The sequence below is a fragment of the Streptomyces sp. NBC_00690 genome, from assembly GCF_036226685.1.
In the GTDB taxonomy this organism is placed as follows: domain Bacteria; phylum Actinomycetota; class Actinomycetes; order Streptomycetales; family Streptomycetaceae; genus Streptomyces.
The window spans coordinates 192738-205970 of sequence record NZ_CP109010.1 but is presented as its reverse complement, the minus strand read 5'-3'; the positions used below and the strand labels follow the sequence as shown (position 1 = coordinate 205970).

Annotated in this window: 15 protein-coding genes; all 15 read left to right on the top strand. The window is 70.3% G+C overall.

Going from position 1 to position 13233, the window contains the following annotated elements; translation table 11 throughout:
* The first annotated feature begins 110 nt into the window (after positions 1 to 110).
* The 15 genes from OID54_RS38475 (at position 111) to OID54_RS38405 (ending at position 13207) form a co-directional block, all read left to right on the top strand.
* Entirely contained in the window at positions 111 to 566 is a 456-nt protein-coding gene (locus tag OID54_RS38475; protein WP_329028258.1) for a hypothetical protein, read from the top strand.
* 88 nt (positions 567 to 654) lie between these two features.
* Positions 655 to 840, top strand: a complete 186-nt coding sequence (locus OID54_RS38470; protein ID WP_329028256.1) for a hypothetical protein — start codon at positions 655 to 657, stop codon at positions 838 to 840.
* 325 nt (positions 841 to 1165) lie between these two features.
* Complete coding sequence (locus tag OID54_RS38465; protein ID WP_329028254.1) at positions 1166 to 1351, top strand: hypothetical protein; 186 nt, start codon at positions 1166 to 1168, stop codon at positions 1349 to 1351.
* 108 nt (positions 1352 to 1459) lie between these two features.
* Complete coding sequence (locus OID54_RS38460; protein WP_329028252.1) at positions 1460 to 1636, top strand: hypothetical protein; 177 nt, start codon at positions 1460 to 1462, stop codon at positions 1634 to 1636.
* Between the two features lie 88 nt (positions 1637 to 1724).
* On the top strand, positions 1725 to 2036 hold the full coding sequence (locus OID54_RS38455; RefSeq protein ID WP_329028250.1) for a WhiB family transcriptional regulator: 312 nt from the start codon (positions 1725 to 1727) through the stop codon (positions 2034 to 2036).
* A gap of 114 nt (positions 2037 to 2150) precedes the next feature.
* Positions 2151 to 2339 (top strand): hypothetical protein, encoded by a 189-nt coding sequence (locus tag OID54_RS38450; protein ID WP_329028248.1) that lies wholly within the window; start codon positions 2151 to 2153, stop codon positions 2337 to 2339.
* Between the two features lie 269 nt (positions 2340 to 2608).
* Entirely contained in the window at positions 2609 to 5176 is a 2568-nt protein-coding gene (locus OID54_RS38445; protein ID WP_329028246.1) for a hypothetical protein, read from the top strand.
* 172 nt (positions 5177 to 5348) lie between these two features.
* On the top strand, positions 5349 to 5858 hold the full coding sequence (locus tag OID54_RS38440) for a hypothetical protein (protein WP_329028244.1): 510 nt from the start codon (positions 5349 to 5351) through the stop codon (positions 5856 to 5858).
* Positions 5855 to 6091 (top strand): hypothetical protein, encoded by a 237-nt coding sequence (locus tag OID54_RS38435; RefSeq protein ID WP_329028242.1) that lies wholly within the window; start codon positions 5855 to 5857, stop codon positions 6089 to 6091. The genes OID54_RS38440 and OID54_RS38435 overlap by 4 nt, the downstream gene beginning before the upstream one ends.
* 376 nt (positions 6092 to 6467) lie before the next feature.
* Positions 6468 to 8531: an ATP/GTP-binding protein gene (locus OID54_RS38430; RefSeq protein ID WP_329028240.1), complete on the top strand. Its 2064-nt coding sequence runs from the start codon at positions 6468 to 6470 to the stop codon at positions 8529 to 8531.
* A 19-nt stretch (positions 8532 to 8550) separates the two neighbouring features.
* The gene (locus OID54_RS38425) at positions 8551 to 8943 is read left to right on the top strand and encodes a conjugal transfer protein TraB (RefSeq protein WP_329028238.1); all 393 of its coding nucleotides are present in this window, start codon (positions 8551 to 8553) and stop codon (positions 8941 to 8943) included.
* Positions 8944 to 9029: 86 nt separating this feature from the next.
* Complete coding sequence (locus tag OID54_RS38420) at positions 9030 to 11132, top strand: chromosome segregation protein ParM (RefSeq protein ID WP_329028237.1); 2103 nt, start codon at positions 9030 to 9032, stop codon at positions 11130 to 11132.
* A 158-nt stretch (positions 11133 to 11290) separates the two neighbouring features.
* A complete protein-coding gene (locus tag OID54_RS38415; RefSeq protein ID WP_329028235.1) occupies positions 11291 to 11818 on the top strand; it encodes a DUF6197 family protein in 528 nt (175 codons plus the stop codon).
* Positions 11819 to 11909: 91 nt separating this feature from the next.
* Positions 11910 to 12953 carry a hypothetical protein gene (locus tag OID54_RS38410; RefSeq protein WP_329028233.1) on the top strand — a complete coding sequence of 348 codons (1044 nt, stop codon included), beginning with the start codon at positions 11910 to 11912 and terminating at the stop codon, positions 12951 to 12953.
* Between the two features lie 77 nt (positions 12954 to 13030).
* Positions 13031 to 13207 (top strand): hypothetical protein, encoded by a 177-nt coding sequence (locus OID54_RS38405; protein WP_329028230.1) that lies wholly within the window; start codon positions 13031 to 13033, stop codon positions 13205 to 13207.
* Positions 13208 to 13233: the final 26 nt, after the last annotated feature.

Genomic DNA, 13233 nt, shown 5'->3' with positions numbered 1-13233 from the left:
TGGGCCGGGGACGGCGTGGGGCTACAGGACGCCCCGAACGCAGGTGCGCCGTCCAAGACTCTGACCTCCCGGACGGCGCGCTACAGGCACCCAGCAAAGGGAGAACACCTGTGCAAGGAATTCTGTCACGGCCGGGTACGGCCGTCACCACGTTCACCGGTGAGCCGGAGCCGCAGCATGAACGGCCCACCAACCCGCCGCAGCCCCCGCTCCCCCACCCCTCCCTCCTCCTGCCCGTCGGGGCGCGGCCGTGGACGGGCCAGGAGATCCAGCAGGAAGAGGACACTGCTGGCGATGACGGCGATGGCTACGAGTCGGAGCCCGAGGCCCAGTTCCACCAGCTGGTCCGGCGCTTGGTCGCTGACGGCGATCACCACGCGGCCCGGGCCGGTCGTCGCGCGCCGCGCACCCTCGCGGCGATGAGGGGCCGGATCAACGTTCAGGCGGGTGTGGCGTGCCCTGAGTGCCAGGGCACGGGCGGGGAAACGGTCGACACGAGCTCCGGCGGCGTGACCCGCAAGACATGGCAGTCCTGTGGCTCGTGCAACGGGTTGGGGGTCCGGTGAACACCATCACCTGGCTGACCGACGAGCAGTGGGCGGAGTTGCGGCGGAAGAACGCCGAGCAGAACAAGAAGTCGGAGAACAACCGCCGATGACCAAGAAGCCCGGCACGGATGACCTGTACGTCCGCTACATGAAGGCGTTCCAGGACTCCACCACCCATCTCGGCGGCTGCCCGGCCTGCCAGGACGGCCGCCCATGCACGGTCGGGGCGCCGATCCACGAACGCTTCGCCCGACTCCAGGACGCCTACGAAGCCCGCCAGCCCCGCCGCTGAACACCCTCGGAAGGACCCGCTGATGTCGACCCTCCACCGTCTGATCCAGGCCCTCCGGTCGTGGACGTGCCCCGAGTGCTCGTGCGTCAACAACGACAGCGCCGACTGCTGCGCCTTCTGCCTCCCGGACGACCTCTGATCCCCACCCATATACGGGCCGCCCGCGCCGCGCAGCACGCCGCGGCCAGGGCGGCCCGTTCCTATGGCCTGGCCCATCCCAGAACCCGCGCACTCCTGGCGGCCGCAGCGTCTGCGGCTGCCGCGGTGTGGGAGGCCGGCCACCACCTCACTGACATCCACCCACGCCTGAAGAGACGAGACAGCGATGGCTAAGAAGGACCCCATTTACCAGCGCTACATGGCTGCGGCGGACGCCGACAGCACCCACGCGAAGAACTGCAAGAACTGTGTCGGTAGCCGCCGCTGCGGAGCCGGGCAGCAGCTGTGGACCGCGTTTGAGAAGGCCCAGGACGCGCACCAGCAGCGCCCCTGGTCTGAGCGCTGCCGCTGAGCCTGTCCGCTGCCTGTCGCCCGCGCCCCACCACCCGCAACCGGGGTGGTGGGGCGCGGGCGTGCGGGGAGCCGGACAGTCCGGCCCGCCACCAGGAGGAGGAACCCGATGAGCCGTAGCCGTGAGCAGCGGGCCGCCGAGCACGAGGAGTTGGCCGCCGAGGCCACTCGGCGCGCCGCCCGCGTCATCAGCACCGATGAGCGCGAGGCGAGCGCCTCGGTCGACCACTACCTCGAGCGGGCTGATCACCACGCCGCCCGGGCCCGCGTGCTGCGCAAGCCCTGACCCGTTCCGTCTGCTGCCGCGTCACGTGAACAGCCCCGGGGTGGCCGCCCCGGGGCTGTTTCGAACCTGGACCCTTTGGGAGGCCCTCATGAATCGCTCCATCGTACGCACCACCTACGCACCCTCCGCCGACCTGCCGGTCAACACCGACTGGCGTGCCCGCGGCGCCTGCGCCACCGAGGACCCCGAGCTGTTCTTCCCTATCGGCACCAACGGCCTGGCGGTTTTGCAGACCGAGGAAGCCAAGTCCGTGTGCCGTCGGTGCCCGGTCATGGACACCTGCTTGACGTGGGCACTCGAGAACGGCCAGGAACACGGTGTCTGGGGCGGACTCGGCGAGGACGAGCGCCGTCGCCTGAAGCGCCGCGCCGCACGGGGGCGTTCCCGCGACGCTGCTTGATCCGGTCTGCCAGCTGCCTCCTCCGCCCGTCCCCGCCCCGGCATCTCTCGGGTGCGCGGACGGGCGGAGCTGTGGGGAGCCGGACAGCCCGGCCCGCGAGTCGAGGGAGGCCCCATGGCCACGACCTTGTCCCAGCCCGGCACGGAAGCCGCCGCCCAGGAGTCCATGTTCGCCATCTTCGGTAGCGACATCCCGCCGTACGGGCCGCAGGACTACCGGGGCAGCTGGCGCACCGCCCTCCACGTCATCGCGGAGGAGTGGGCGGGCGAGGACCGCCACGGCGCGCCGCTCTTCGGGAGCTGATCGCGCCCGCCCGGCGGGAGCCGGAACCAACCGAATCCAGCTCGCTTCCCGCCCCGTGCTGTTCACCCCGGTCGGCCGCCCGGGGGGCGGGCCGACCGCTTTTGCCATGGCCGCAGATCGGGAACAGCCCGAAGCCCTGCACGCGACGGCCCTCCGAGTCCTCGGCATGAGAGTTGCCGGGGCTTCGGAGGGCCTGGTCACGACCCTACCGACGCGGTGGCCTCTTGGACGGAGGCGCCAACACATAGAAGAAGAGAGAGGACGCCACTGTGGCCCCCAAGACCACCACCCGCCGCAGGCGCCAGGCCGCCCCGGCCGCGAAGCCCCGCGCCACCGGGCGAGCCAAGTCGCCGACGCCGCCGGCCCCTATCCCCGCCCAGGCCGTCCCCGAGATCGTGCCGCTGCTGCGTGTGGAGGCCGACCCGATCCTGGCCGACGCCGTCGACCGCGCCGCCGACCTCCGGGACCTGGCCGCCGACGACGCGATGCGCATCCTCACCGACAGCCAGGCCCGCGCCGACGAGCTCCTGGACGGTGCCCGTGCGGAGGCCTCCTCGTTCACCGAAGCGGTCAACGCTGAGCAGGCGCAGATCATCGCCGACGCGATGAAGGAAGCCGACCGGGTCCGCACGGAAGCCGCCACCGCGGCCGCCGACGCCCACGAGGTCCGCGCCGCCGCTGACGCGACTGTCGAGCAGCTGCTCGCCGACGCGCGCCGCCAGGCCGACACCGTCGCGGCGACGGCGGCCGCCGACGCCGACCAGATCCTCGCCGGCGCCAATGCGACTGTCGAGCAGTTGCTCGCCGACGCGCGCCGCCAGGCGCAGGAGGTCACCACCACGGCGGCCGCGCAGGCGGAGCAGGTCCGCACCGAGGCCGCGCAGGCCGCGGCGAAGATTCTCGCCGACGTGGAGAATGTGCGCACTGAGCTGGTGGCTGGCGCGGAGCTCACTGCGGCGCAGACCCGTACCCGGGCTACTACCGACGCCGAACAGCTCGTGGAGCGGGCGCGGGGCGAGGTCGACCGGCTGCGCGAGAGGGCGGACGCCCAGGCCGCGCAGGTGAAGGCTGGGGCTGAGAAGGCGGCTGCCGAGTTGCGTGAGGACGCTGCCCGCGAGCGGGAGGTGTCGCGTGCGGATGCGGCGCGTACGCGGACGCTGGCCGAGGAGGACATCGGCCGGCTGCGGGCGACGGCGGCTGAGGACGCGGAGCGGCTGACCCGCACCGCCCGCCAGGAGGCTGGCCGCCTCCTGGCCGTGGCCCGGACCAAACGGGACGCGGACCTCGCGGAAGCCGAGCAGGCGTTGGCGCAGGCCCGGTTGAGGGAAGCGGACGCGGAGGTCACGCTGAAGGCCGCCGACGACATGGTGGCCGAGGCCGCCGCACGGATGAAGCGCGCGACCGACCGCACCGAGCAGGCCCTGGAACGCAAGCGCCTCAAGCACACCGCCGCTGAGGAGCGCCGGGACGCGAAGGAGGCCCGCAAGGCGAAGGCCCGGGAGCTGCGCGCGGTGGCCCGCGCGGGGAAGCCGGCGGTGGCCGACCGCGTGAAGCAGTTCGTGAAGGTCAATGCGGAGCGGTTGATGGTGATTGGTCCGATCACCGCTCCGATGGCCGTCGCGTGGACGGGGCAGGCTGGGTTCGCTGAGGACATCCTCGGCTGGGTCGTTCCGTTCACGATCCTGTTCGCCGCCGCGTGGGAACTCAGTACGGCGTTCGTGGGGTGGATGTACCACCAGGCCCGGCAGGGCGGTGACGCCGGAACCCTCTACCGCGTCAGCACGTGGGTCTTCGCCCTCGGGGCTGCGGTCATGAACTTCTGGCACGCCTCCGGTGAGCCGGTGCCCGGCAGCCGGGTCTGGGACGCGAAGGCGGGGATCTGGACGGAGCAGATCACCTACTGGCACTTCACCCCGAAGGCGGTGGCGTTCGCTGCCATGAGCATCGTGGGGATGGTGCTGTGGGAGCTGTACGCCTCGCTGATCCACCGCCGCCAGCTCCGTGAGGACGGCAGGGTCGCCAAGGCTCGGCCGTCGATCGGGGCGGTCCGCTGGCTCCGCTACCCGGTCCACTCCTTCACCGCCTGGTCCCTCGCGATCACCGACCCGCGCTTGACCACGCTGGACCGGGCCTGGACCGCAGCCGGTTCACAGCTCGCGGACCGCAAGGCGGTCCGGACCGGTCTGGCCCTGCACCGGGTCGTCGTCCCCCGCATCTCGGCCGACGATCACGGACCGGCGGCCATCCCCACAGTCCTCACCCTGACCCGCACGGACCGCAACGGACCGCTGGAAAGCCTCGTTCCGGTCCGCCCGGTCCAGCCCGGCGGGTATCCGGTCCGGTCCGGTCCGTGCGACCGGAACGCGGTCCACGGTCCGGTCCGGACCGCTGGAGCCACGGACCGGACCGGCGGACCGGCGCTCGCCCTGGAGGCCGGTCCGGCCGGTCCGCAGAGCGCTGACCTGCCGACCGGCCCCGGTCCGGACCGGGGTCCTCGGACCGTGCCCGCTGCCCAGGGCGCGTCGGCCGCGCGGGGGGTGACGGTCCGGACCGCTGATGCCGCTCCCGGACCGCAGGAGCCGGACCGCACCGGACCGGTCGTCCAGGAAGCACCGGAAGGCGTCTGCGGTCCGGACCGTGGCGAGGACGGCGGTCCGGACCTCACCGTCATCACGCTCACGGACCTGGAGCGGACCGCGCTGGACCGGCTCCGGACCACGAACGAGCCACTGAACCGAACCAACATCGCCAAGGCGGTCCGGACCGAGGGCGGCTCCATCGCCACGGACCGCGCCGGGCAGATCGCCGTCGCCCTCAAGCAGCACACCGCCACCTGACCCGACCGGTCCGGACCGGCTCGGACCGGCTCGGACCGTGCCAGCCACGGTCTGGACGCCGACGGACCGTCAAGGTCCGGCACCACCAGTGAAGGCCAGCCCTCATTTCGACGGGGCTGGCCTTCGCCGCGACTGCCGGAAGCAGCCAACAGCCCCACCAGTTCCGATCTCCATGGAGGACCCCGTGAGTACCGAAGGCAACGGCAAGCCGTTCTTCGACGACCCGAACGCTGCGCTGCGCGAGATCGCGCAGAACCCCGCCGCCTACGCGCACTACCTCGCCGACTTCCACCGGGTCGTGCTGGACATGCAGGCCAAGCTGGAGATCCTCCACCGCGAGACGCGCGTGCACTGCCGCAAGACTCGTGTGGACGGCGACAGGTGGGGCCAGGCCCGACTGCGTTCCTTCCCGGTGGAAAAGTCCCTGAACGACATCCTGAAGAACCTCAAAAGCGTCACTTCGGGACTGGAAAAGAGCGCTCATAAGCGTCAGGCCCACGACGAGAAGGTGACGAAGGTAGAGAAGCAGCGAAAGGAAAAGGCTCAGCTCAAGGAGAGGAAGAATAACCTGTCACTCCAGGCCGCCCCGGAAAGCGCGGGGCAGCAGGGTGCGCAGAGCCAGAATATGGGCTATGGTAGCCCGACGTCGATTTACAACCTGGACCGCAGGGAGTCGGCGTGAGTGCCGGTCGCCCGCTCACGAAAGCAGAGCGGAAGGATTTGAACCGTGCGGAACACGAGCGCAAAATCAAACAGGATTTGATTGCGCGGCACGGAAAAGACCTCGGCACCTTCTACGCCTGGCTTCGGGTTGTGAATATCCGAGGCACGCACGCTTACCGCGAGGGTGACACCGCGTACATCCGCGAGGTGGCGCTCGCCCTGAACAACGTCCACCGCCGCCACACCGGCTAGCTCACCCCGTGTCCCGCACGAAGGGCCGCTCCCGATCTCCGGGGGTGGCCCTTCGTCGATCCCAACGCGTGCCGCGCGTATCGCGTGCCGCGCGTGGCGTGCGCGCGTGTACGCGAGGCCGGTGCCGGCTGTCAAGTCCAGGAGGAGGGGTCGCGTGTCCGACGACACCGACAGCAACGTGGTCCAACTCCCCCATCGGGGCGGTGATTACGGCGCAATGCCGGATGCCCCCGACGGCGGGGATCTCTTCTATTCAGAACCACCCGACAATGATGTAGGCGGCGTTGTTCCTCCGGAGTCTCCGCAGGAGACGACCATGGAACTCCCAGCTATTCGCGGCCCTATTTCCCCGGAAACCGCTTTGCGGGAAACAGGAATGCCCGACCCTCCGGATTCCAGCGAAGGGGAATACGGGGAAGGTGAATACGTCCAGGCTCGTTCTCTCGCCGATCGCCTCGGTGATTGGCTGGAACACCGGCTGGGAGTGGCGCGCGACCGGCACGCCGGAGAATCAGCGTTCCGTGAAGCGGAAATAGCGCGTAAAACCGCGCTGGTGGAAGCCCGCACCGCGCGGGAGGTCGCGATGATGGAGCAGAACGCGAAGCTCCACACGGCGATGATGAAGGCGAAGGCTGATAGGGCCGCAGCGCGCGGAAAGGGCGAAGCCGACCGCACGAAGTCGTCCGGCTCCGGCCTGGGCGCTGACAAGGGCGGCCGCTCGAAGGCCGGCGGGGGCGGGTCCTCGCGCGGAAATGGCGGCAACTCCGGCGGCTCCGGCCGGGGGTCGGGAACGAACGGCTCCGCCGGCACCGGGCGTGGATCCGGTGGCGGTAGCTCCCCCAAAGGCACCGGGAAGGGCTCCGATCGCTCCGCTGGCGGCCGTGGGGGCCCTTCGAGGGGCAACGAGTCGTCCGGGGGCTCCGGAGGTCGTCAGAACGGCTCTGGCGGCTCCGGGTCGGGCAAGGCCGGTACCGGCAAGGGCAGTTCAGGTGGCGGCGGGTCCGGATCTGGGCCCGGCAAGGGCAGCTCGGGCAACTCCGGGACCGGATCGAGCAAGAACGGGTCCGGCAAAGGCGGCTCGAAGGGCGACGGCAGTACGTCGCGGAACGCGGAGACCGGTCCTGCCGCCGAGCGGGCGCGTGGCCGTCAGGAGCGGGCCGCTGCCCGCCAGGCGGCACGCCAGCAGCGGCGCAGCGCCAACCAGGACGCTCGTATCGCCGACCGCACCAAGGACCGTGACCAGGACCGAGACGACCGCGGCAAGGCGCGCGACCAGGCCCGCGCGAACAAGCAGGCCGCGCGGGAGGAACGCCGTACCAAGAAGGCCGAGCGGAAGGCCGCGAGGAAGGCGAAGCGAGAGGCCGCCAAGACCGCCAATGACCGGACCACCCTCAGTGCGGCCGTGGCCGAGGAGGCGCAGCGGCGCTGGGACAAGCGCCGCGCGGCGGACGTGAAGGAGGGCAAGGACAAGGACGACACCGCAGGTAGGGACTCCGAGGCCACCAAGAAGCCGTCCAAGGATGGCTCTGAGACGACCTCAGATGGCCAGGACGACGCCCCCACGACCAAGAAGACGAAATCGGAGGGCAGCAAGAACAACGCGGGGAAGCCGTCGGGCGGCACCGGGACAGGCAGCGGTTCTCAGCCTGGCGGCGTCAAGGCCCCGCCGGATGCTGACGACGAGAGCGGCGCCGGCAAGCGGTCGTTCAAGGAGCGGGTCAAGGACCGCTTCGGAAAGTCCGGTACAGCGTCGTCGGGGCCGGCTGCCGGTACGGAGGAACCGCCCCGTATGGCGACGCCGGAAGACCTCGGTGCCACCGTCGACAGCCCCGGCCGCCCAAGTCGTCCTTCGAAGACCGAACGGGCTGAGGAAGAGATCCCGGACGCGGTCATCGTCGATGACCCGGCCGACCCGTTCGGGGCGTACGTCTCCAACTCCGCGGGCTTGCCGGCCCCAGAAACCCACACCGAGAGTCCCGGGAGCACCCGGCCTACTGCACAGGAGGACCCCGTGGCAGCGGAGGTCAAACGGACCGCGTCCGGTCAGACCGGCATGGCGGCCAAACACCGCACCGACATCACCTTCGGCGAGTACCTGGTGGAGATCGTGAACATCGCGCTCGCCTCCGAAGCCGACAAGGACCGTGCCCAGGAACTGGCCATCGCACTCGGCAAGGTCGCCGATGCCCTACGGGACATGGCGGTCGACCTGGGCAGTGACCACAACGTCGCCACCGAAGTCGTCGACCAGATCACCGACCTGGCCGATTCCGCCGCCAGCATGAAGAGGCTGGCCGAACGGTGCGCTGCCGAGTGCGGGATCGCCTCGCAGGGCGCACGGCTCACCGCCTTCATGGTCGGTTTCACGTATGGCGAGGACGTGCAGGCCATGGACGACGCCGGACTTGCCCACGCCTCCGCCGCCGCCCACCACGACTAGAAAGAGAGACGGCCTGCTGATGAGTGACCTCGCGCCCCACACAGATGGTGACAACCGCTACAAGTCGGTCCAACACAAGCTCAAGACGCTGGGCACGGCCATGGACCTGGCCGGCAACGAGCTGGAGCAACTGTTGCGCGGGATGCGCAGCAACGCCCAGCGGGCGGAGGCCCTGACCGTCGACGTCGCCAACGCCGAACTCGACGTGAAGTTCATCGAGATGACCAACCAGGTGTCCGTCGCCCTGGGCGGCGCCGCGGTCGAAGTGCAGAAGCTCCACGCCACGGCCCAGTACGTGTCCGGCCTCGCCCACGAGGCGCGGCGTACGCACGCTCGGCTGTACGAGGGCCTGGACACCGTCCGCTCCAACCGGCGCGAGCGCACCCCCAAGCCGGGCTTCTTCAACCGCTAGCCCGACTTACCCAACCCCCTGTGATGGGCGGCCCCGCCAACCGTGGCGGGGCCGCCCATCCCGTTTTCCCGACAAGGAGAAACCTGGTGTCCGTGCCGCGCAGCGTCGCCCTGGAGCGCACCCTCTACACCCTGACCGCCCCGGTCCTCGCCGTGGCCCCGAACCTCTCCCCTGACAGCCCCGTGAGCACGGTTGTGCAGCTGGCGGGCGCCGCCGGTATCGGCGGCTGGATCCTTGCCGCGAAGAACGGCGAGCCCGGAACGGGGCGCAGGATTCTGCGCTGGTCTCCGCTCGTCCTGGCCGCGGCGGTCGACGTCGCCGCCCAGAACACGACCGGCTGGGGTCCCTACTGCCTGGACGTTGTGCTTGCGGCTGGGTGGGCGACGGCCGGTCTGCTGGTGATGCCCTTCTCCCGCCACACCCGCCGCAACCACCGCCCCGCCCTCGCCGCCCCGCACCCTGTGCCGCAGCTCCAGGCCGCCCCCAAGCCGGAGCCGTCCCTGGCGCAGCCGGACGACGGAGCCGACGCGTTCACCCGCCAGGTCCGCACGTTGTGGGAGAGCCGCGGCATGCCTGGCCGCACCATCGTCGTCAAGGCCACCCCGCACCCTGGGATGCGCCACGATCTGTCACTGCTGCTGCGCGCAGCTGAGGCGGGGCGGCCTATCACCGGCCTCACCCCGGAGGCTGTCGCCGCCGCGTTCGAAGTCGACGCCACCGATGTGCACATCCGCGAGGTGGCCCGGCAGCACGGTCGCGGCGGCGGGCCCGGCTGGAGGGAAGTCCACGTCACCCCCGACCTCGCCGAGCGGCGCCGTAAGGCCCCCACCGCCCACGAGTGGTGGACCGACCGAATCGGATCCGTCGGCGGGCCCGTGCCCGGCTCGGAGTTCGTCAAGGAGGTCCGCGACCAGGAGCGGAAGGTCACCCACTACATCGCCCAGGTCCCCGACGAGATGGGCGAGCCATCCGTCAACCAGCACAAGCTGGCCGCCGCGTTGAAGACCAAGTACGACGAAGGCCGGCTGTTCGTCACCGTCGACGGCAACCAGGTCCTCATCTCCCTGTGGGACACCTCGCCACTCGCGCAGATCTTCCCCGCCACGAGGGAGCTCCTGACCCCCGACGCGGACGGCCGATGGGTGACCGGCTACCTCGGCAACGGCCAACCCGCCCGCAACCGCGTCTACACCGACCGCGGCGCAGCCCACGGCCTGTTCGTCGCCCCCTCCGGCGGCGGCAAGACCCAGCTCATGGGCCTGCACGTCGCCGCCGACGCCCTCTTCGGCGCCGTGGTCTGGCTGGCAGCCGAAGCCCCGGACGAGAAGGCCGCCAAGCTGGGCGAGTACACCGACCGCTACGGCGTCGGCGCGCTCTACATGATCCGGCTCCTGCGCACCCTGGACGCGCTCATGGAGATCCGCGGCGAGATGCCGTGGGAGGACGGACGCGTCTACGACTGGGACCCGAACCTGCCGGGCTGCCCCTACCGGATGCTGTCCGCCTACCTCGACGAGTTCCTCTCCGCCGCCCGCCACGGCGACTACGGCGCGGAAATCATGGACCTCGCCGAGACGGTGTCGGTCAAGGGCCGCAAGTACGGCATCGGCATCAAGGTGGCCGGCCAGTCAATCTTCGTGCAGGACGGCTTCACCCAGCTGCTGTGCGAGAACCTGCGCGAGAACTGCATCCCCGTCGTGCTGAAGGTGGCCCCCGGCAAGGTGGCCAAGATGTTCAAGGACCTGGGAATCCCTTCCGAGAACACCCCCGACCCGCTCCCCCGCTCCTTCTCCCCCGAAGAAGCGGGCCGGATCGAGCGGGTCATGCGCGGCGAGCCCGAACCGCCCGCCAACTCCAACACCGGCGGCGCCGGATGGATCGTCGAAGCCAAACAGCCCGAAGTCCTACGCACCCTGCTCATGGACTTCAAGACCAGCCTCGACGGCTACTTCCCCGACACCATCACCACCCTCACCGACCACGAGATCCGCGAGCTCGAAGCCCGGGACCTGTGGTTCGACTGGACCGAGCCACCCCGACCCGGCGAGTTCGGCCCCGAACCCAGCGACGACGAGGACGAGTACGAGGAGAGGCCCAAGAAGAGCGGCGGGAAGCCTGCTGCCCGACGCGACGCCGTCACCTCACCCCGCCAGGCACTAGAGGCCATCAAGAACCTCTCCCGCACCTAACCCCACACAGCAGGGCCCGGCCGTCACCGGCCGGGCCCTGCTCATCACCGACGCGATCAACACCGTCACCGGCTGGATCTCCAGCATCTGAAAACCGCCCCGGCTGCCGACATCGAAGGCACCACCCACCCTCGCCTTCGACGGCTCAGGGAGCCCCCATGCCTCAGACCCACCCTTCCCCCACCACTGCACCGCCCGCACCGTCGACGGAACTGTCCCTCGAAGAACGCCTGGCGTTCATCAACACGGCGATGAGCATGCGCCTGGACGAGGCCGCCGTCGCCTACCAGGTCAACACGGCACACATCGACACCGAACCCGTGGACTTGCGCGACGTCGTCACCGGCCCCCTCGACACCGGCCCCGCCCCGCTACCGGACCCGTACCCGACCCCGGTCGCAGCCCTCCTCCAACGGGCCCACCACCGCCTACTCACCAACGGCTGGTGCACCGGAGCCCTGGTCGACGAGGACGGCGCCCGCTGCCTCTACGGGGCTATCCGGATCGAAGCCCGCGGCGACAGCGGCCTGGAAGCCAGCGCCGCCGCCGTGCTCCTCGACGCGATCCGCCGCACATTCGGCGACACCGACTCAGTGCCGTCGTTCAACGACGCCCACCGCACGAGCCACGTACCGATCCGCATGCTCCGCCAGGCCGCCAGCCTCGCTGACGCCCGCGGTCTCTAGCCCCGGACCACCTGCCTCGCACCCGAACCCACCCAGTCGGGTGCGGGCCAGGCCGCCCGGCCCCTGCCACACGATCCCAAGGAGACTCCCCGTGACTGTCACCATCAACGCCCACCAGCTCGGCCGCCTCATCGACCGCACCATCAATCACGTCGGAGGCAACTCCATCCCCCAACTGGCAGGCATCCGATTGGAAGCGGACGCCACTTTCCTGTACGCGGTGGCCAGCGACCGCTACACCATTGCTGCAGCCCGGTACCGACACCAGGGCCTGGACAGTGAGTTGTTCGCCCGGCGCACCATCTCCGCCGGCTCGCTACCGTCCCTGCGCGAGTGGATCGCCGCTCAGCCCGGCCAGACTCCGGTCACCCTGACCGTTACCGAGGACCGGGTCCGGTTCACCACACCTTTCAGCGACCTCGGCATCGCCGCCCCTACGTCGATCTTCATCGACTGGCGGGGCGCCCTGCGCAGCGTCATCGAGCAGCTCACCGATGAGGGCGTGCCGTTCCCCGCGCTCGACACCCATCTCCTGGCCCGCTTCACCGCAGCCGACGACATCGTCCGCGTCCGTATCACCGCCAACCAGGAAGCCGTGCTCATCGTTGGTGAAGACTTCCTCGGAGCCCAGATGCCCGCCCGCCGACGCCGTCACGGCATCGGCACCGACAGCTTCACCACCCCCGACCAGGTCCATGCCACCTGGCAGGACACCCTGTCCGCGGATACGACCACCGCCATCGCGATGCCTGACGCCATCCCCGCCGAGCCGTCCCGGACCCGCCACGAGGTCACCCAGGACATCGGCGAAACCGCCGGCGACCTGCTGGAGCAGAGCATTCTCAGCACCCACGCGATGCGCACGACCGACGAGATCTCCACGGAGACGTTCGCCGCGCACGCGACAGCCGGCGTGACCGCCTGGGTCGCGTACCGCTACCTGAACGCCCTGCACACTGCCGACCCGCGCCTCGCCGCGCAGATCGTCGCCGAGACCGCCGACGAACTCGACAGCGGCGAGATCGGCGAATTCGCCTGGGCCGCCGCCACATCCGCCGGCCACGACCCCCAGCAATGGCAGGACGCCCACGCCAAGCACCTCGCCGACCGCACCGCCGAAGCGCCCCAGAACTAACAACTCACTCACCGACTCCGGGCGGCCACACCACTGGTGGCCGCCCGGACCCGCTCCCGCCCAAGGAGACCCCGCACATGACCACCACCCCCTCCCCCACCACCACCGTCGACAAAGCGCTCGATGACGCCTGCGCCACGGTCACGACAGAGATTATTGGAGTACGCGCGGGTTCCTACCTGTCCCGGGCGAGCACCACCACGGCATGTCAGCAGGCGAGAGCAGGGTTACCGGTACGTCGCTCGATGGTGTGAGATTCAGTCGGTAACTCGCAGATTCT

Excerpts from the sequence above, each read along its gene's own strand:
- OID54_RS38460 (WP_329028252.1), top strand. The coding sequence starts at position 1,460 with ATGAGCCGTAGCCGTGAGCAGCGGGCCGCCGAGCACGAGGAGTTGGCC.
- OID54_RS38470 (WP_329028256.1), top strand. The coding sequence starts at position 655 with ATGACCAAGAAGCCCGGCACGGATGACCTGTACGTCCGCTACATGAAG.
- OID54_RS38415 (WP_329028235.1), top strand. The coding sequence starts at position 11,291 with ATGCCTCAGACCCACCCTTCCCCCACCACTGCACCGCCCGCACCGTCG.
- OID54_RS38440 (WP_329028244.1), top strand. The coding sequence starts at position 5,349 with ATGGAGGACCCCGTGAGTACCGAAGGCAACGGCAAGCCGTTCTTCGAC.
- OID54_RS38465 (WP_329028254.1), top strand. The coding sequence starts at position 1,166 with ATGGCTAAGAAGGACCCCATTTACCAGCGCTACATGGCTGCGGCGGAC.
- OID54_RS38425 (WP_329028238.1), top strand. The coding sequence starts at position 8,551 with ATGAGTGACCTCGCGCCCCACACAGATGGTGACAACCGCTACAAGTCG.
- OID54_RS38450 (WP_329028248.1), top strand. The coding sequence starts at position 2,151 with ATGGCCACGACCTTGTCCCAGCCCGGCACGGAAGCCGCCGCCCAGGAG.
- OID54_RS38455 (WP_329028250.1), top strand. The coding sequence starts at position 1,725 with ATGAATCGCTCCATCGTACGCACCACCTACGCACCCTCCGCCGACCTG.
- OID54_RS38430 (WP_329028240.1), top strand. The coding sequence starts at position 6,468 with ATGCCCGACCCTCCGGATTCCAGCGAAGGGGAATACGGGGAAGGTGAA.
- OID54_RS38405 (WP_329028230.1), top strand. The coding sequence starts at position 13,031 with ATGACCACCACCCCCTCCCCCACCACCACCGTCGACAAAGCGCTCGAT.